Genomic DNA, 17,818 nt, shown 5'->3' with positions numbered 1-17,818 from the left:
GACCGCGCAAGTACGTCCAGTACGAGACGCGGTCCTCCGCCTTGCGATGCACCGCGCCGGACACCGCGACCCGGCAAACCTTTCCGGCCACAGCACCAGCGGTCCGCGCCGGAGGCGCCCGGGGGCGCCCGGAGCGCGACAAAAGGGGGCGGCCGCCTCGGTGCGACCCACCGAATCAGCCGGAAACACCCCGGCTGGAACCCGCCGTGGGGTTACCGTCCCTCCACGGGAATTACCGGCGCCGTTGTCGGAGGAGACACACATGACCACTCAGCCCGTCTGGCAGAAGTCGTCGTTCTGCGGCGAGGGAGACACCTGCGTGTACGTCGCCGCCGCCCCCGGCGCCCTCGTACGGGTCGCCGACCGCGCCGACCCCGCGCACCTCGTGCTCGCCACGACCCAGGCCGCCTGGGCGGACTTCCTCCGCGCCGTCAAGCAGTCCGGCTGACCCGGCCGCCGCCGCCACGCCGCGCCAACGCCCTCCTCAGGGGATTTTGTCCGATTAGCGCGTATCTTCGGCCCATGCCCACGCCTTACGGATCCCGCGGCGGCATGGCGTTCAGCGCAGCTGAGCTGCTCGTGCTCAGGCGTTCGCTCGCCCATGCCCTTCAGTCTCAGTCCTCCACGGCCCCACTGACGGCGGCGGAGGTCCAGGACTGCCTGCGCCTCGCGCAGTCGGTGGACGACGCGGCCGAGGAGGCGGGGCGGCTCAGAGAGTTCCTCCTCGCCGACCTGGCCCGCTACCGGGCGGCGTTGCCCGGCAGCCTCTCCGGCTTCCTGGAGCTGCTGCAGGACGCGCTGGCCGCGGGGTACGAGCCCGTGCCCGACGACCTCGCCGCCCTGCGCGCGCTGCGCGCCAACCCGGTGGCGGCCGCGCTACTGGACCGGGCGCAGGGCGTCGCGGAGCGCTCCGTACGCCGAAGGCTCTCCACGCCCCCCGCGCCCCGCACCCGGCTGCTGGCTCTGGCCGGCGGCAAGGAGGACGAGCCGCGCACCGCCCCGCGCAAACCGCAGCCCGAGCGGCCGCAGGAGCCCGAGCAGCCCAAGGAGCGGCCCATTCCGACGCCCGGCGAGGTGTTCCCGCCACGCCGCAAGCCCACCCCGCCCCCGGCGGCCCGCCGCGCCGTCGGCCAGGGCTGCGACCCGGTGAACCTTTCCGGCCGCAGCGCTGGCTAGGCTGGGGCCATGGACTACGTTTCCGCGCTCGTGCCCCCGTTCGTGATGGCCGTGTTCTTCATCGCCCTCGTCGTGACGATCGTGAAGAGCCAGGGCGGTGCCAACAAGGCGAAGGAAGACGCGGCGGTCGATGCCGTGCTCGCTCGCGCCGAGGGCGCCCAGCAGGCGAAGCCGCAGGAGTAGCCGGGCGGCGGCCCCGCAAACGCAAGGACGGGTGTACGGCGCTTGCGGGCCGTACGCCCGCTTTTTGTTGCGCGTTGTCGGCCGAATAGTCGGGCAATTCCCGACATCCCGCACTATCGTGCTGTTGTGCCTCGCCCCTTGGGAGAACTCGAAGACGCCGTCATGACGCGGGTGTGGCAGTGGAACCGCCCGGTCACTGTTCGGGAAGTGCTGGAAGACCTCCAGCAGGAACGGTCCATCGCGTACACGACGGTCATGACCGTTATGGACAATCTTCATCAGAAGGGCTGGGTCCGCCGAGAAGCGGAAGGCCGCGCCTATCGATATACGGCGGTCTCGAACCGTGCCGCCTACTCGGCCGCACTGATGAACGAAGCGTGGTCGACGAGCGACAACCCCGCGGCCGCCCTCGTGGCCTTCTTCGGCATGATGTCCGCCGAGCAGCGAGAGGCACTGCGCGACGCCGTACGGATCGTCCAGCCCGCCGAAGGGGCGCAAGAGCCCGCCGAAGCAGCCGAGAGCGCCGAACCCGCCGCCCCCGCGGGGGACGCCGCCGAGCAGCGGCCCGAACCGGGGCGATAGCGTCCGGGGCATGGGAGAGTTTTCCGCTGCAGATGCAAAAACCGTGACGATCCGCCGCGCGCGCACCGGTGATGTTCCCGCGCTGCGCCGCCTGCTCGACCAGTACGTGCAGCAGAGGATCCTGCTCGACAAAGCCCCGGTCGTCCTTTACGAGGACATCCAGGAGTTCTGGGTCGCGGAACGCGTCGGTGACGGCCAGGTGGTGGGCTGCGGCGCTCTCCACGTCATGTGGGAAGACCTCGCCGAAGTACGCACTCTCGCCGTCGACCGCGAGTTGAAGGGCGGGGGAGTCGGGCATCTGGTGCTGGACAAGTTGTTGCACACCGCCCGCCGGCTCGGGGTGAGCAGGGTTTTCTGCCTGACCTTCGAAGTGGACTTCTTCGCGAAGCACGGCTTCGTCGAGATCGGGGAGACGCCGGTCGAGACCGATGTCTACATGGAGCTCCTGCGTTCCTATGACGAGGGCGTTGCCGAGTTCCTCGGTCTCGAACGAGTGAAGCCGAACACCTTGGGCAACAGTCGGATGCTTCTGCACCTCTGAACGATCACGGCGGCTTTTCCCGCGGTCCGCACACCTGTGGCCTATGTCCGAATCGCGCACGTTTCCCGCCCCGTTGCGGTCTCGAACCTTCCCCGGGGGGTTTGTGTTTTCCAGGCAAAAGCGGTTTCCTTTCCGCGTACTGCATTTTCGATGAAAGGAAATCCGGTGGCACAGAAGGTTCAGGTCCTTCTTGTCGACGACCTCGACGGTGGCGAGGCGGACGAGACCGTGACGTTCGCTCTGGATGGCAAGACCTACGAGATCGACCTCACCACCGCCAACGCTGAAAAGCTCCGCGGGCTGCTCGACCCGTACGCCAAGGGCGGTCGCCGCACCGGTGGCCGTGCCGCGGCCGGGCGTGCCAAGGGTGGCCGTGCCGCCGCGGCGTCCGGTAACCCGGACACCGCGGAGATCCGCGCGTGGGCGAAGTCCCAGGGGCTGAGCGTCAACGACCGCGGTCGTGTGCCCGCGGAGATCCGCGAGGCCTACGAGAACGCCAAGGGCTGAGGCGTACGCCGCCGCAGGCGGGCGCGGTGGCATTCCGTCGCCGCCGCGGCGACGAGGCGTACGAGATCGGCCCCGTCCCCCGTGACGGGTCCGAGGCCCTGCCCCGTACCGGGCAGGGCCGGCAGTGATGCCTCGCACCCCGGCTCGGGGGGTCGCAGCCACACGGCGGCCCCCCGGGGAACGCCCTCCGCGTCCGGCCCCGCCGGGTACCCCGGGGGCACCGGAGCGGTGATCCGGCCGTCCGTACCCAGGGCGGTGAGATCGAGGGCCACCCCGCCCCATTCCAGCCAGTCGAGCAGGCCCGCCAGCTCCTCCGCGCCGCCCGGGGCCACCAGGAAACGCATCCTGCGCCCCATGACCGCCACCGGACCGGTGGCGACGCGCCTGCGCAGGACCGCGGTCCCGGCGTCGGCCGGCAGCTCCAGCACGTCGAACCGCACCCCCGTGACGAGCTGTACGGGCGGCCCTCCCGCGACCGCCCAGCCGAGCACGTGTTCGTACCAGGATCCCCAGGGGGCGGAGGGTGCCACGGGCGCGCTGTGCTCCGCCGGGACGTGCTCCGCCGGGACGTGCTCCGCCGGGACACGGGGCAGCGGGATGGTGAGAGCCATGACCGGAGCAACTCCCGAAACGCCCCGGGGTTACGCGCGATGTGACGGACCGCACCCACGCCAATGCGGAACGTAAACATCCGCCGGGGCGGAGTCCGAGATTCGGGACGCGAACGTGTTCGCCCGTAGCGGAGGGAACCGGTGCCACCGGCATGGAGTGTCAGTCCTTACGGGTAAGACATTCCTAGTGGATCGGGGCGACACGCTGATTTGACCGGCTTCCGTTCGCCATCGGCGTACACGTGTGACGGGTATCTGCCTGGCCTGCGGGAACATCGTCTCGCACCATCGGGTTGGAGCAGTTGTCGGCAGTTCAAGCCGGTTTTCCCCGCTGATGCGGGGGTGAGCCGCGGAGCGATGTCGGCAGTTGGAATGAGCTGTCCCGCCCCGCGGGACTAGCATGCGGAAGGACAGGGCGGGGACCGACCCCGAACTGCCCGACCGCTCTGAGGAGCGATAAACGATGTTCGAGAGGTTCACCGACCGCGCGCGGCGGGTTGTCGTCCTGGCTCAGGAAGAAGCCCGGATGCTCAACCACAACTACATCGGCACCGAGCACATCCTCCTGGGCTTGATCCACGAGGGTGAGGGTGTCGCCGCTAAGGCCCTGGAGAGCCTCGGGATTTCGCTCGAGGCTGTTCGCCAGCAGGTTGAGGAGATCATCGGTCAGGGGCAGCAGGCCCCGTCCGGCCACATCCCCTTCACCCCGCGGGCGAAGAAGGTCCTGGAGCTTTCGCTCCGAGAGGCCCTCCAGCTCGGCCACAACTACATCGGCACCGAGCACATCCTGCTCGGCCTGATCCGCGAGGGCGAGGGCGTCGCCGCCCAGGTCCTCGTGAAGCTGGGCGCCGATCTCAACCGAGTCAGGCAGCAGGTCATCCAGCTGCTCTCCGGCTACTCCGGAGGCGGCAAGGAGTCGGCCACCGCCGGCGGCCCGGCCGAGGGCACCCCCTCGACCTCGCTCGTCCTGGACCAGTTCGGCCGCAACCTCACCCAGGCTGCTCGCGAATCCAAGCTCGACCCGGTCATCGGGCGCGAGAAGGAGATCGAGCGGGTCATGCAGGTGCTGTCCCGCCGTACGAAGAACAACCCGGTCCTCATCGGCGAGCCCGGCGTCGGCAAGACCGCCGTCGTGGAGGGCCTGGCCCAGGCGATCGTCAAGGGCGAGGTTCCCGAGACGCTCAAGGACAAGCACCTCTACACGCTTGACCTCGGCGCCCTGGTCGCCGGCTCCCGTTACCGCGGTGACTTCGAAGAGCGCCTGAAGAAGGTGCTCAAGGAGATCCGCACCCGCGGCGACATCATCCTGTTCATCGACGAGCTCCACACCCTCGTGGGTGCGGGCGCCGCCGAGGGCGCGATCGACGCCGCCAGCATCCTCAAGCCCATGCTGGCCCGTGGTGAGCTCCAGACCATCGGTGCCACGACGCTTGACGAGTACCGCAAGCACCTCGAGAAGGACGCCGCGCTGGAACGCCGCTTCCAGCCGATCCAGGTGGCGGAGCCTTCCCTCCCCCACACGATCGAGATCCTCAAGGGTCTGCGCGACCGCTACGAGGCGCACCACCGTGTCTCCATCACGGACTCGGCCCTCGTCGCCGCCGCCACGCTGGCCGACCGGTACATCTCGGACCGCTTCCTCCCGGACAAGGCGATCGACCTGATCGACGAGGCCGGCTCCCGGATGCGCATCCGCCGGATGACCGCGCCGCCGGACCTGCGCGAGTTCGACGAGAAGATCGCGAACGTGCGCCGGGACAAGGAGTCGGCGATCGACTCCCAGGACTTCGAGAAGGCGGCCTCTCTCCGTGACACGGAGAAGCAGCTGCTGGCCGGTAAGGCCAAGCGCGAGAAGGAATGGAAGTCCGGCGACATGGACGTCGTCGCCGAGGTGGACGAGGAGCTGATCGCCGAGGTCCTCGCGACCGCGACGGGCATTCCGGTCTTCAAGCTCACCGAGGAGGAGTCCTCGCGACTGCTCCGCATGGAGGACGAGCTCCACCGTCGGGTCATCGGCCAGAAGGACGCCATCAAGGCGCTCTCCCAGGCGATCCGCCGTACCCGTGCGGGTCTGAAGGACCCGAAGCGCCCGGGTGGCTCGTTCATCTTCGCCGGCCCGTCCGGTGTCGGTAAGACCGAGCTCTCCAAGACGCTCGCCGAATTCCTCTTCGGCGACGAGGACGCGCTGATCTCCCTCGACATGTCGGAGTTCAGCGAGAAGCACACGGTTTCCCGTCTCTTCGGTTCGCCCCCCGGCTACGTGGGCTACGAAGAGGGCGGCCAGCTGACCGAGAAGGTCCGCCGGAAGCCGTTCTCCGTCGTCCTCTTCGACGAGGTCGAGAAGGCGCACCCGGATATCTTCAATTCCCTTCTCCAGATCCTGGAAGACGGTCGTCTGACCGACTCCCAGGGCCGGGTCGTGGACTTCAAGAACACGGTCATCATCATGACGACCAACCTGGGTACGCGGGACATCTCGAAGGGGTTCAACCTCGGCTTCGCGGCCCAGGGCGACACCAAGACCGGATACGACCGGATGAAGGCGAAGGTCAACGAAGAGCTCAAGCAGCACTTCCGGCCCGAGTTCCTCAACCGTGTCGATGACACGGTCGTCTTCCACCAGCTGACCGAGGAAGACATCATCCAGATCGTCGACCTCATGATCGCCAAGGTCGACGAGCGCCTGAAGGACCGCGACATGGGCATCGAGCTGAGCGGCGACGCGAAGCTCCTGCTCGCCAAGCGCGGCTACGACCCGATCATGGGCGCCCGCCCGCTGCGCCGGACCATCCAGCGCGAGATCGAGGACCTGCTCTCGGAGAAGATCCTCTTCGGCGAGCTGCGTCCCGGTCAGATCGTGGTCGTCGGCAAGGAGGGTGAGGGCGAGGCCGCCAAGTTCACCTTCCGCGGCGAGGACAAGTCCACCCTGCCGGACCTGCCCCCGATCGAGGCCACGGGCTCCGGCCCGGACCTCTCCAAGGGCGCGTAAGCGGTAGCGACGCCAAGGGGCGGCCCGGAACCCACGAGGTTCCGGGCCGCCCCTTCGTCGTGGGCGGGCCTCGTGGGCGGAGGTCCTCCGGCGGTGACAAGCCGCACAGGGCAAATCGGACCTACTAGGAGCTTTCGTAGATCCACAGGTCCGATTTGCCCTACCCCAGTCCCAGCAAGGAAGCGGTCAACAGGACTGCCGGCTCCTTCGGTACCTACGAGCCCCGGTAGTAAGAGCGGGGTTTGGGGAAGCCGGGGGCCTCGGGTTACCAAGGATGAGCGAAGCCCGGCACCCCCATCGGTGTGCCGGGTCGCTTGTTGCCCGAACGGGCCACTTCGTCCTTGTCCCCGGCCCCGGAGGTCTCCTTCATGTCCGCGAAGCGCGTCAGCACCCGTCGTATCCGTATCGCCGTCGGCGCCACCGCTCTCGGTGCGGCCCTGGCGCTCGGGGCCGGGACGACCGCCGCGTTCGCCGACGGGACCCAGACGTCCCTGACCGGGACCGCCGAGCTGGTGGCCGCCCAGGCCAAGGCTCAGGCCAAGGCCGGGGCCGTCGCCGCCGCGAAGCCGGCCCTGGTCGCCTGGAAGAAGCCCGTCGACCGCTACACGCTCTCCGCGACCTTCGGCAAGGGCGGCAGCATGTGGTCCCACAAGCACTCGGGCCAGGACTTCGCCGTCCCGACCGGCACCCCGGTCGGCGCCGCCTCCGCGGGCACGGTCGTCAAGGCGGGCCCCAACGGCGGCGGCGACGGCCCGGCCTACGGCAACGCCATCGTGATCAAGCACGCGAACAACACGTACTCCCAGTACGCGCACCTGTCGAAGATCCAGGTCAAGATCGGCCAGAAGGTCTCCAAGGGCCAGCGGATCGCCCTGTCCGGCAACACCGGCAACTCCAGCGGCCCGCACCTGCACTTCGAGATCCGCACCACCCCGAACTACGGCTCCGCCGTGAACCCGGTGGCCTTCCTGCGCGCGGCCGGCGTCACCGTCTGACCCGGCGCCGCCCCCCGGCCCGCCCCCGCAGCACCTCAGAGCTTCCCGGAGCCCCGGACCCCTCAGGGTCCGGGGCTCCCGGCGTCAGATGAGCCAGGCGTGCGTCGGCTTGCCCAGCTTGTCGAGCTTGCCGGAGTCCAGCACCGCGACCTGCTCCGGGGACAGCGTCTTGTTCCAGATCCGGATCCGGTCGAGGGAGCCGACGAACGAGCCGCTCCAGATGCCGTGGTGGCGCGCCCGGCCCAGCTGCACCGGGCCCGGGCCCGCCCAGATGCCGCCGACCTGGGCCGTGCCGGCGGGCTTGTCGTTCACGTAGAGGGCGATCGTCTTCTTCTCGGCGTCGTACGTGCCGGTCAGCTGGGTCCACTTCTTCAGCGCGTCCGGAGCCTCCACGACCACCTGCTGCGCGGTGGCTGCGGCTCCCTTGTCGCCGGTCTGGACCCGGAACACCCAGGACTTCTTGCCGCTCACCACTTCGAAGCCCATCTCGAAGGAGTACGAGTCCCCGTCGCCCTGGCTGATCGCCATGCGGGAGCCGGTCTCGGTGACGCTGTAGATGCGCGTGGTGACGGTGAAGCTCTTGGTGACGTCCACGGCCGGTTCGGCGCCCTGGGCGAACGAGTTCGGGCCGCCCTTGAAGCGGACCTCGTTGCGCTCGCCCATCTTGGCCAGCTCGACGTCCGGGGACATCGAGAGCTGGACCGGCGGGCCGGCGTTCGCGCGGTCGCGCAGCAGGGTGGGCTCGCCCGCCACCGTCGGGGAGGTGTCCTCGCCGCCCTGGGAGGGGCTCGCGGAGCCCGAGGCGGCCGTGGTGGGCTTGTTGTCCTGCGGCTTGTCGTTCGAGCCGCCGGTGAAGACCAGGTAGCCCGCGCCCGCGGCGAGGACCACGGCGACGGCGCCGCCGATGAGGGTCAGCATCTTGCGGCGCGAGCGCTGCGACTCGCTGCGGTCGGCCAGCGCCTGCCAGTCCGGCTGCGGGGGCGGGGTGAACGCCGGTTCCTGGAGCGGCGCCGGGTCACCGAAGCCCGTGGGCTGCCCGAAGCCGGCCGGCTCCCCGAAGCCCGGGCCCTCCGGTTCGCCGAAGGCCCCGGCCTGGCCGGGCGCGCCGGGCTGCGGGGGGTAGGGGTTCGGCTGCCCCGACTGCGGATATCCGTAGCCGCCGCCGGGTATCTGGCCCTGCGGGTATCCGTATCCGCCGTTCCCCGTCGCGGGGTCCGGCTGTGGGTTGTGGGGGCGATCCGTACCTTCAGTCATGGCACGGATGCTAAGACATCAGCGGCGAGGTGCGAACGGCCGACTACTCCTGAGGCTCGACGACGGGGAAGCTGCCCGTCGCCGTCGGCGCGTGTTCGGGCAGCCACAGCACCGCCACCGCGCCCGCCGCCGCGCCCTCGTGGTCGAAGCCGCCCGGGGCCGCCACGTTGCGGAACGTGAGCCGCGCGCCCAGTACCCGGGCCTGGCCCTCCGCGATCGTCAGCCCCAGCCCGTGCCCCACGCCCGCGCGGTCCGTGGACCCGGTGCGGAAGCGGCTGGGCCCCTCCCGCAGCAGCGCCTCGGGGAAGCCCGGACCGTGGTCCCGTACGCGCACGACCCGGCCCTCGACGCCCACCTGCACCGGCGGCCGCCCGTACCGCGCCGCGTTCGCGAGGAGGTTGCCGAGGATCCGCTCCAGGCGCCGCGGATCGGTGCTGACGATCTCGTCCGCCACGACCCGTACGGTCGCCTCCGGCATCAGCGCCGCCACCCGGCGGCTCACGAACTCGCCCAGCGCCACGTCCTGGAGCTCCGCCCGCTCGGAGGCGCTGTCCAGCCGGGCCACCTCCAGCACGTCCTCGACCAGGACGCGCATGGCCTGCGCCCGGTCCCGTACGAGCTCGGTCGGGCGGCCCGGAGGCAGCAGCTCCGCCGCGGTGAGCAGGCCCGTCACCGGGGTCCGCAGCTCGTGCGCGATGTCCGCGGTCACCCGCCGCTCGGCCTCCAGCCGCTGCTGGAGCGCGTCCGCCATGGCGTCCACCGCCCGTGCGAGGTCGTCGGTCTCGTCCCGTACGACGCCTCCGACCGCGTCCCGCACCCGTACCCCGGGACCCCCGTGGGCCACCCGCTGGGCCGCGGCCGCGGCCTTGCGCAGCCGGCGCGAGATCTGCCCGCCGATGAGCACGCCGAGCGCGGAGCTGCCGATCACGACGGCGAGGGAGCCCACGACCAGCGCCCGGTCCAGGTCGCGCACGATGTTGGCGCTCTCCCGGAACTGCGTGTGCAGCGACAGCACCTGCCCGTTGCCGAGCGGTACTGCGGCCCACACCTCCGGGAGCCCGTTCGGGTTGTCCTGGACGTACGTGCCGCGCCGCCCGGAGCGTGCCTTCTCGCGCAGCTCGGCGGGCAGCTCCGGGTCGTTGAGCTTGGCGCCCATGGGGGGCTTGCGCCCGGCCTCGGCGTTGCGGGAGATGAACTGCACCCGGTCCAGTTGCACCTCGCGGGCGCTCTCCAGCATCGACACCCGGGCAGCACTGTGCACCACCAGACTCAGCGCGAGCACCGTGAGCGCGCCCACGGAGGCGATGGCGAGCGTGATCTTCCAGCGGATGCTCGTGCGGAGAGTGAACCGCTTCATTCCGTGGGGGCCTCAGGCCTTCAACTTGTAGCCGAAGCCCCGGACCGTCTCGATCCGGTCCTGTCCGATCTTGGTGCGCAGGCGCTGGACGTGGACGTCCACCACGCGGGTGTCGCCGCCCCAGTCGTAGTCCCAGACCCGCTCCAGCAGCCGGTCGCGCGAGAGCACGGTGCCGGGGGCGGAGGAGAACTCCAGCAGCAGTCGCATCTCGGTCGGCGTCAGGGCCACCGCGGCGCCCGCCTTGCGGACCTCCATGCCCTCGGTGTCGACCTCCAGGTCACCGAAGGCCAGCACGCCGCGCTCCTCGGCGTCCTCCTCGGCGCCCGCGGAGCCGCCGTTCTGCGGTCCGCCGGCGTGGCCGAAGCGGCGCAGGACCGCGCGGATGCGGGCGACGAGCACCGAGCCGTCGAAGGGCTTGGTGACGTAGTCGTCGGCGCCCGCCTCCAGGCCCAGCACCACGTCGATGGAGTCGGCGCGCGCCGACAGCATGATCACCGGGACGGTGGACTCGTCGCGGATGCGGCGGCACAGGCTCACGCCGTCCATGCCGGGCACCATCACGTCGAGCAGCGCGATGTCGGGCCGGTCGGCGCGGAAGGACTCCAGGCCGGACAGCCCGTCGGGCATGGCCGTGACCACGAACCCGTCGCGCTCCAGCGCCAGGGTCGTGGCCTCACGGATGACGTCGTCGTCCTCCACGAACAGGACATGGGTCTCGGCCATGCGGAAGCCTCGCCTCGGTTCTTCGTTACTTGGTGACGGCCGGGGCGGGCGCCACACCGCCGTCGACCACGTTGCTGTAGTCCGAGTGGACCCGGTCCTGCTCGGTGAACATCTCCCCGCTCCAGCGGTACGTGATCACGTCCTCGCCCGACGGGTAGGCGAGCGCGTCGCTCTTCCCGTAGACCGGCTTGTTGACCACCAGGGCTCCGCGGTCGATCTCGGCGTAGACGGGCGGCTGCTCGTCCGAGAACACATTCTCGTACGTTCCGCCGTCCGCCCGGTACACGTACGAGCCGCGGCCCAGCGCGTCGGCGCAGGACAGCACGTTGACGACGATGTCCACGGCCGGGCCGCCGGTGAGCTTCCCGTAGCTGACGTCGACCGGGTACTCCTTGCCCGTGCAGGGCTTGAGGTCCCGCTTGACCTCGGCGCTCACCTTGGGGTCCGCCTTCAGCAGCGCGACCGGGTCGACCTTCTTCGCGGGCTTGCCGGCGGCGGAGGCGGCGGCCGACGAGGTGGGGGCCGGCGGGCCGGTCTTCGCCACGGACTCGGTACGGGCCGGGCCGCCGTCGCGCAGGCCGGTGCCGCCGGTGGAGCAGCCGACCGCGAACAGCACTGTGCCGACGAGGACGACCGTCCCCGCCGACGTCAGTACCAGCGGACCTCTGCCGCTCAGGCTTTGGCCGTTCAGGCCGCGCACCGCTCACGCCCCTCGTACCGCATGGTGTGGTCGCCGCGTTCGAGCGCGCGCATGTCCAGGTCCCGGCTCTCCAGCTCCTGCCGGAGGCGGGCCAGCGCGCGGTGCAGAGTGCTCTTCACGGTTCCCGCCGACATGCCGAGCGCCGCGGCCGTCTCCTCGGTGCTCATCTGCTCCCAGTGTCGCAGGACGACCACACTGCGCTGCTTGGGCGCGAGCACCTTCAGGATGTCCATCAGCAGGGCGCGGTCGGCGCGCTGGTCCGAGCCGTCCTCGACGGAGGCGTCGGGGAGCTGCTCGGTGGGGACCTCTTCGAGCTTGCGGGCGCGCCACCACTCGGTACGGGTGTTGATCATGACCCGGCGCAGGTAGGCGTCGGCCAGGGACTTGTCGGCGATGCCGTCCCAGCGGCCGTAGGTGCGCACGAGCGCGGTCTGCAGGAGGTCCTGCGCGTCGGTGGGGTCCGGGACCAGGCGCCGGGCGCTGCGCAGCAGCGCGTCCTGCCGCGTGCGTACGTACTCCTCGAATTCGAGTACCTCGCCGTGCGCCGTGTGCGCCATCTCAGACCGCCTCCGTACCGACCGGCAACCGCTCATCCGCTGCCTAACGGATTCGAAGGTACGGAGGCGTTGTCACGGGCCTGTGCGGGCCAGCCTTCGGTGGGCGCACGGACACCCATAGGTTGTGTAACAGCGCCCGTGAGCTGGGATTTCGCCGACGTAAACGGAATCTCGGAGTCAGCTTCGGCGGCCCGGCGGATCAGTGCCGGCTCCGTGGTGGATCAGCTCTGCGGAAGCCGGTACATCCCCTGCGCCAGCGGTTCCACGAGCCCGTCGGAGACCAGCCCGTCCAGCGCCCGGGCGCGCTGCACCGGTTCGTCCCAGACCGTGTCGAGCACCGCTTGCGGAACCGCGCCCACCGCCTCCCGCAGCACCGCGAGGAGCTTGCCGCGGACCTGCCGGTCGGTCCCGGCGTACGTCTGCCCGCGCCGCGGCGGTCCCTCGTGCGCGGGCTTCCCCGCGAGCCGCCACGCGCACAGCCCGGCCACCGGGCAGCGGGCGCAGTCCGGGCTCTTGGCCGTGCAGACCAGGGCCCCTAGCTCCATGGAGGCCGCGGCCCAGCGGGCCGCGGTGTCCTCGTCCGCGGGCAGCAGCTCCCGGGCCAGTCGCCGCTCGGCCGCGGTGGTGGCGTTCGGCGGGTACTCGACTCCCGTGGCGGTGCGCGCGAAGACCCGCCGGACGTTGGTGTCGAGCACGGCGTGCCGTTGCCCGTACGCGAAGGAGGCCACCGCGGCCGCCGTGTACTCGCCGATCCCGGGCAGGGCGAGCAGGTGCGCGTGCTCCCGGGGTACGTCGCCCCCGTGCCGCTCCGTTATCGCGACGGCCGCGCCGTGCAGGCGCAGGGCCCGGCGGGGGTAGCCGAGCCGCCCCCAGGCCCGTACGGCCTCACCGGAGGGCGCGGAGGCCAGGTCGGCGGGCCGGGGCCACCGGGCGAGCCACTGCTCGTATACGGGCAGGACCCGGTTGACCGGGGTCTGCTGGAGCATGAACTCGCTGACCATGACCCCCCAGGGGCCGGCCTCGGGGCGGCGCCAGGGCAGGTCGCGGGCGTGCTCGTCGAACCACGCGATGACGGGGGAGTGCAGCGCGTGCGCGGAGTCGTGGGATACAGGTGCAGTCATGGCAGACGGCATCCTGACACGTTTCGGGCCCGTCGCGCCGCTCTACCGCGCGGTGCCGGGGCCGGTGAACCAGACGGCGGCACGGCCGCCGCTCGTCCGCACGGCGGCGGTGATCGTACTGATCGGACCGGTCAGCACGATGACGACGAGGGCGGCGAGCGAACCGCCGAGCAGCAGCCCCATCGCGACGTCGTGCGGGTAGTGCACGCCGACGAACACGCGGGAGAAGGCCATCAGGAGCGCGAGCGGCACGGTCAGCAGCACGATGCGGCGGACGGCCAGGGCGAGCGCGACGGCGGCCGCGGCGGCGATGGAGGCGTGGTTGCTGGGGAAGGACCAGTCCCCGGGGGCCGGGCACGTGACGAGCGAGGCCGCCGCGCCGGCGACCGCCCGGCAGGGCCGCTCCTCGTACACGGTGGACTTCACGACCGCGGAGACGAGATAGGCGAGGGCGGTCGCCGCCGGCGCCAGGACGGCGAGGGCGACGGCCCGGGGGTCGCCCTGGCGGCGCGCACGCCACCAGACGGCCACGAAGAGCAGGCCGAAGAGCAGCAGCCCGTACTTCGTCCAGACCTCGACGGCCGACTGTACCCAGGGGGGTGTGGAGTGGGCGAAGTCGGTGATGTCGCGATAAAGGCCGGAACTGTCCATGGTCACCGAGAGTACTGAAAGGGGATTAATGACTTTGTGAGGCGATTGGCCGGTTCTGATCGCCCGGCGGTCCTCCGGCGAGATGATCATCGCCAAAACAAGCCGTATGCGCGGCATGTGGGGCACGGATCGCGCCGTGAACTCTCGTAAAGTTCCCTCCGTGGGATCTCTGCGCAATCCGGTCGGGCCGCTCCCCTCCTCCATCTACTGGCGACGGAGGGCTGTGCTGGCGTCCGTTGCCGCGCTCCTCGCGCTCCTCGCCGTATGGACCGTCAGTTCCGGCGGGGGGAAGTCGAGTACGAACGGCAAGGGCGGGGGCGGGCCCAAGCCCGTCACCGCGATCACCCCGGGCCCGTCGGGCAGTGGCCCGGCGATCAGTCAGGCCCCGGGCGGCCGGGCCGAGTCGGGCACCGGCTCCGAGGGCGGCAGCGGTGGCGCCGGCGGCGGCTCGGCGGGCACGGGCAAGAACGGCGAACCGGGCGGCGCTGCGGGCTCCGGCTCGGGCGGCTCCGGCGCGGCTTCGGGCGACGGCGGTTCGGCCCAGGTCCCGGCTGACTCGCCGCTGCCGACGTGTGCGGCGGGGGCGGTGCAGTGGGAGGTGCGGAGCGTGAAGAACGAGTACGAGGCGAACGAGAAGCCGCGTCTCGAACTCCTCGCGCGCAACGTCTCCGGTACCACCTGCAAGGTCGATCTCGGGCCCAAGCAGGCGGTGCTGACCATTCTTCAGGCGACGACCACCAAGGCCGTATGGTCCTCGGCGGACTGCCCGTCGAGCGCGGGGAACGTCTTCTACCGGGTCCCGGCGCAGGGTGAGACGAAGCAGTCCCTGGAATGGGACCGGCACTTCAGCGCGGCGGACCAGTGCGCGACGCCTCCGGCGGGGTCCGCGGCGCCGGACACCTACGTGGTCGAGGTCAAGTCCCCCGGCATGCCGGTGGCTCGGACCTCGTTCGTCCTGAAGCAGGACTGACCCCGCGGCGGCACTGCCGGGGACTCCGCCCAGATCCAGCCTCGCCGACGTTTGAGGCTCGGGGTGCGGGGCGGAGCCCCGGTAGCGGCTGCGCGGGCTAGACGTACCGCTCGAGGATCGAGGATTCCGCCAGGCGGGACAGGCCCTCGCGGACGCTGCGCGCACGCGCCTCGCCGACGCCGTCGACCGTCTGGAGGTCGTCCACCGACGCCGCCAGCAGCTTCTGCAAACCCCCGAAGTGCTCCACCAGCCGCTCGATGATCGCCCCCGGCAGCCGCGGAATCTTCGCCAGCAGGCGGTACCCCCGGGGGGACACCGCCGAGTCCAGGGTCTCCGGCGAGCCCGTGTAGCCCAGCGCCTTCGCCACGATCGCCAGCTCCAGCAGCTCCGGATGCGTCAGCGCGTCCAGTTCCGCCAGCGCCTCGTCCACCGTGCGGGAACGCTTCGCCGTCGGCTCCGGGACGTAATCCCGGATGACCAGCTCCCGCTCCTGCTCGATGCCGACCGTCAGCTCGTCCAGCTGGAGCGACAGCAGTCGCCCGTCCGTGCCCAGTTCGACCACGTACTCGGCGATCTCGGTCGCGATCCGGCGGACCATTTCCAGCCGCTGCGCGACCGCCGTCACATCGCGGACCGTCACCAGGTCCTCGATCTCCAGCGCCGACAGCGTGCCCGCGACCTCGTCCAGCCGCAGCTTGTACCGCTCCAGCGTGGCCAGCGCCTGGTTCGCCCGCGAAAGGATCGCCCCGGACTCCTCCAGCACGCGCCGCTCGCCGTCCACGTACAGCGCGATCAGCCGCATCGACTGGGACACCGACACCACGGGGAAGCCGCACTGCTTCGACACCCGGTCCGCCGTGCGGTGGCGGGTGCCCGTCTCCTCCGTCGGGATCGACGCGTCGGGCACCAGCTGCACGCCGGCCCGCAGGATCTTGGTGAGGTCCTTGTCGAGGATGAGCGCGCCGTCGAGCTTGCACAGCTCGCGCAGCCGGGTCGCGGTGAACTCCACGTTCAGCACGAAACCGCCGGTGCACATCGCGTCGACCGACTTGTCCATGCCGAGGACGATCAGCCCGCCGGTGTTGCCGCGGACGATCCGTTCCAGCCCGTCACGCAGCGGCTGACCAGGTGCGACCGCGCTCAGCGAGGCACGCATCATGGCTTCCTGCTTGGAGCTCGCGCCCGACTTTCCGGATGCTGCTGCACCGTCCTTGGCTGCCACTGCACTCCTCCGGTCGCGGGTTGTGCCGCCTGCGTACGGCCGGGCGGACCAGCACAAAGTCTACCGGCGCGCACTGCGGCCGCGCCGAGCGTTGGTCGAGGCGGCCGCCACAGGGCCCCGCACGGGCCCGCTGAGCGGCTACTCGGCGTCCCGGTCCCGGGCCGGCGTACGGGATCGGCCGCGCGGCAGGACCCGTAGCGCATCGCCCACGTCGGCGACCTCGATGACCTTCATGCCGGCCGGGACCTTGCCCGGATCCACCGGCACCAGGGCATGCGTGAACCCCAGCCGGTGCGCCTCCGCGAGCCGCCGCTGTACGCCCGTCACGCGCCGCACCTCGCCGGCCAGCCCGACCTCGCCGATGGCGACGAGGTTCTTCGGGAGGGGGACGTCACTGGCGGCCGAGGCCAGGGCCAGCGCGATGGCCAGGTCGGCGGCCGGTTCGGTCAGCTTCACCCCGCCCACGGTCGCGCTGTAGATGTCGCGCTTGCCGAGCGCGGTGATCCGGCCGCGCTGTTCCAGTACGGCCAGCATCATCGAGACGCGTGAGGTCTCCAGTCCGGAGGTGGTCCGGCGGGGCGAGGGGATCTGCGAGTCCACCGTCAGCGCCTGCACCTCGGCGACCAGCGGACGCTTGCCCTCCAGGGTCACCGTCAGGCAGGTCCCCGGCACCGCCTCGGCGCGCCGGGTCAGGAACAGGCCGCTCGGGTCGGCGAGTCCGGTGATGCCCTCGTCGTGCAGTTCGAAGCAGCCGACCTCGTCCGTGGCCCCGTAACGGTTCTTGATGCCGCGCACCAGGCGCAGCCGCGCGTGCCGGTCTCCCTCGAAGCTGAGCACGACGTCCACCAGGTGCTCCAGCAGCCGGGGTCCGGCGATGGCCCCGTCCTTGGTGACGTGCCCGACGAGCAGCGTGGACATCCCGCGCTCCTTGGAGGCGCGGATCAGCGCCCCGGCCACCTCCCGCACCTGGGCCATGCCGCCGGGTGCGCCGTCGATCTCGGGGGAGGCCACGGTCTGTACGGAGTCCAGGACCAGCAGGGACGGCTTCACGGCGTCGAGGTGGCCCAGTACGGCGGACAGGTCGGTCTCGGCGGCGAGGTAGAGGTGGTCGCTCAGCGCGTTGATCCGGTCGGCCCGCAGCCGCACCTGGCTCGCCGACTCCTCGCCGGTGACGTAGAGGGTGCGGTGCTCGTCGCTGGCCGCCTTCGCCGCGACGTCGAGCAGCAGCGTCGACTTGCCGACTCCGGGCTCGCCCGCGAGCAGCACGACGGCGCCGGGGACCAGCCCGCCGCCGAGGACCCGGTCCAGCTCGTCCACGCCGGTGCTGCGCGCGGTCGCGGTGCGGCCGTCGACCTGCGCGATCGGGACCGCGGGCGTGGACACCCGCCCGGCCGCGGTGGTCCGTACGGCGGGCGCGCCGCCCAGCTCCTCGACCGTCCCCCAGGCCTGGCACTCGGGGCACCGGCCGAGCCACTTGGCGGTGGAGTACCCGCACTCGGTACAGCGGTAGGACGGCCGGTCCTTGGCGGATGAGCGAGATGTTCGGGCAGCCATGCGCCCCACCGTAGCCGCAGCCACTGACACGGCCGGGCTCCGCCGGGTGGCGGACGGCGTCAGGGGCACGGTCAGTGCGGTACCGATCTGTTCACCCGTAAGGGCTAATTGTGGTGAAGGCTTCC

Annotated in this window: 19 protein-coding genes; 9 read left to right on the top strand and 10 right to left on the bottom strand. The window is 71.1% G+C overall.

Going from position 1 to position 17,818, the window contains the following annotated elements; genetic code table 11:
- The first annotated feature begins 262 nt into the window (after window positions 1–262).
- The 6 genes from ACFWBF_RS30460 to ACFWBF_RS30435 all read left to right on the top strand — a co-directional run bounded on the left by ACFWBF_RS30460 (window position 263) and on the right by ACFWBF_RS30435 (window position 2,989).
- Window positions 263–448 (top strand): DUF397 domain-containing protein, encoded by a 186-nt coding sequence (locus tag ACFWBF_RS30460; RefSeq protein WP_385607559.1) that lies wholly within the window; start codon window positions 263–265, stop codon window positions 446–448.
- Between the two features lie 74 nt (window positions 449–522).
- Window positions 523–1,176, top strand: a complete 654-nt coding sequence (locus ACFWBF_RS30455; protein WP_385607558.1) for a hypothetical protein — start codon at window positions 523–525, stop codon at window positions 1,174–1,176.
- A gap of 9 nt (window positions 1,177–1,185) precedes the next feature.
- Window positions 1,186–1,359 carry a hypothetical protein gene (locus ACFWBF_RS30450; RefSeq protein WP_385222315.1) on the top strand — a complete coding sequence of 58 codons (174 nt, stop codon included), beginning with the start codon at window positions 1,186–1,188 and terminating at the stop codon, window positions 1,357–1,359.
- A gap of 126 nt (window positions 1,360–1,485) precedes the next feature.
- Window positions 1,486–1,941, top strand: a complete 456-nt coding sequence (locus ACFWBF_RS30445) for a BlaI/MecI/CopY family transcriptional regulator (protein ID WP_385607556.1) — start codon at window positions 1,486–1,488, stop codon at window positions 1,939–1,941.
- Window positions 1,942–1,951: 10 nt separating this feature from the next.
- Entirely contained in the window at window positions 1,952–2,482 is a 531-nt protein-coding gene (locus ACFWBF_RS30440; RefSeq protein WP_385222320.1) for an amino-acid N-acetyltransferase, read from the top strand.
- A gap of 165 nt (window positions 2,483–2,647) precedes the next feature.
- Window positions 2,648–2,989: an Lsr2 family protein gene (locus tag ACFWBF_RS30435; protein WP_385607555.1), complete on the top strand. Its 342-nt coding sequence runs from the start codon at window positions 2,648–2,650 to the stop codon at window positions 2,987–2,989.
- Here the strand turns inward: ACFWBF_RS30435 and ACFWBF_RS30430 are convergent.
- Window positions 2,968–3,600 (bottom strand): SCO3374 family protein, encoded by a 633-nt coding sequence (locus ACFWBF_RS30430; RefSeq protein ID WP_385607553.1) that lies wholly within the window; start codon window positions 3,598–3,600, stop codon window positions 2,968–2,970. The two genes, ACFWBF_RS30435 and ACFWBF_RS30430, sit on opposite strands and share 22 nt — an antisense overlap.
- 463 nt (window positions 3,601–4,063) lie before the next feature.
- Between ACFWBF_RS30430 and ACFWBF_RS30425 the strand changes: the two genes are divergently transcribed.
- On the top strand, window positions 4,064–6,589 hold the full coding sequence (locus tag ACFWBF_RS30425) for an ATP-dependent Clp protease ATP-binding subunit (RefSeq protein ID WP_385607551.1): 2,526 nt from the start codon (window positions 4,064–4,066) through the stop codon (window positions 6,587–6,589).
- A gap of 368 nt (window positions 6,590–6,957) precedes the next feature.
- Window positions 6,958–7,584 (top strand): M23 family metallopeptidase, encoded by a 627-nt coding sequence (locus ACFWBF_RS30420; protein ID WP_385607549.1) that lies wholly within the window; start codon window positions 6,958–6,960, stop codon window positions 7,582–7,584.
- A gap of 84 nt (window positions 7,585–7,668) precedes the next feature.
- On the opposite strand, the gene ACFWBF_RS30415 is transcribed toward ACFWBF_RS30420, so the two are convergent.
- The 7 genes from ACFWBF_RS30415 to ACFWBF_RS30385 form a co-directional block, all read right to left on the bottom strand.
- On the bottom strand, window positions 7,669–8,838 hold the full coding sequence (locus ACFWBF_RS30415) for a LamG-like jellyroll fold domain-containing protein (protein ID WP_385607548.1): 1,170 nt from the start codon (window positions 8,836–8,838) through the stop codon (window positions 7,669–7,671).
- Between the two features lie 43 nt (window positions 8,839–8,881).
- Window positions 8,882–10,195 carry a two-component system sensor histidine kinase CseC gene (cseC, locus tag ACFWBF_RS30410; protein ID WP_385607546.1) on the bottom strand — a complete coding sequence of 438 codons (1,314 nt, stop codon included), beginning with the start codon at window positions 10,193–10,195 and terminating at the stop codon, window positions 8,882–8,884.
- A gap of 12 nt (window positions 10,196–10,207) precedes the next feature.
- The gene (cseB, locus tag ACFWBF_RS30405) at window positions 10,208–10,918 is read right to left on the bottom strand and encodes a two-component system response regulator CseB (protein ID WP_385607544.1); all 711 of its coding nucleotides are present in this window, start codon (window positions 10,916–10,918) and stop codon (window positions 10,208–10,210) included.
- A 25-nt stretch (window positions 10,919–10,943) separates the two neighbouring features.
- On the bottom strand, window positions 10,944–11,618 hold the full coding sequence (locus ACFWBF_RS30400) for a hypothetical protein (protein ID WP_385607543.1): 675 nt from the start codon (window positions 11,616–11,618) through the stop codon (window positions 10,944–10,946).
- On the bottom strand, window positions 11,606–12,175 hold the full coding sequence (locus tag ACFWBF_RS30395; protein WP_385607541.1) for a SigE family RNA polymerase sigma factor: 570 nt from the start codon (window positions 12,173–12,175) through the stop codon (window positions 11,606–11,608). The genes ACFWBF_RS30400 and ACFWBF_RS30395 overlap by 13 nt, the downstream gene beginning before the upstream one ends.
- Window positions 12,176–12,396: 221 nt before the next feature.
- Window positions 12,397–13,308, bottom strand: coding sequence for an A/G-specific adenine glycosylase (locus tag ACFWBF_RS30390; protein WP_385607539.1), 912 nt, complete (start codon window positions 13,306–13,308; stop codon window positions 12,397–12,399).
- 30 nt (window positions 13,309–13,338) lie between these two features.
- Window positions 13,339–13,947 (bottom strand): phosphatase PAP2 family protein, encoded by a 609-nt coding sequence (locus tag ACFWBF_RS30385; protein WP_385607537.1) that lies wholly within the window; start codon window positions 13,945–13,947, stop codon window positions 13,339–13,341.
- A gap of 160 nt (window positions 13,948–14,107) precedes the next feature.
- Between ACFWBF_RS30385 and ACFWBF_RS30380 the strand changes: the two genes are divergently transcribed.
- The gene (locus ACFWBF_RS30380; RefSeq protein WP_385607535.1) at window positions 14,108–14,917 is read left to right on the top strand and encodes a hypothetical protein; all 810 of its coding nucleotides are present in this window, start codon (window positions 14,108–14,110) and stop codon (window positions 14,915–14,917) included.
- Between the two features lie 97 nt (window positions 14,918–15,014).
- On the opposite strand, the gene disA is transcribed toward ACFWBF_RS30380, so the two are convergent.
- Entirely contained in the window at window positions 15,015–16,139 is a 1,125-nt protein-coding gene (gene disA / locus ACFWBF_RS30375; RefSeq protein ID WP_385607533.1) for a DNA integrity scanning diadenylate cyclase DisA, read from the bottom strand.
- A 138-nt stretch (window positions 16,140–16,277) separates the two neighbouring features.
- Complete coding sequence (gene radA / locus ACFWBF_RS30370; RefSeq protein WP_385607531.1) at window positions 16,278–17,693, bottom strand: DNA repair protein RadA; 1,416 nt, start codon at window positions 17,691–17,693, stop codon at window positions 16,278–16,280.
- Window positions 17,694–17,818: the final 125 nt, after the last annotated feature.

This window comes from Streptomyces sp. NPDC060028, assembly GCF_042736725.1.
Classification (GTDB): Bacteria; Actinomycetota; Actinomycetes; order Streptomycetales; family Streptomycetaceae; genus Streptomyces.
The sequence above is the reverse complement of the archived record's forward strand: the minus strand, read 5'-3'. Positions and strand labels throughout refer to the sequence as shown.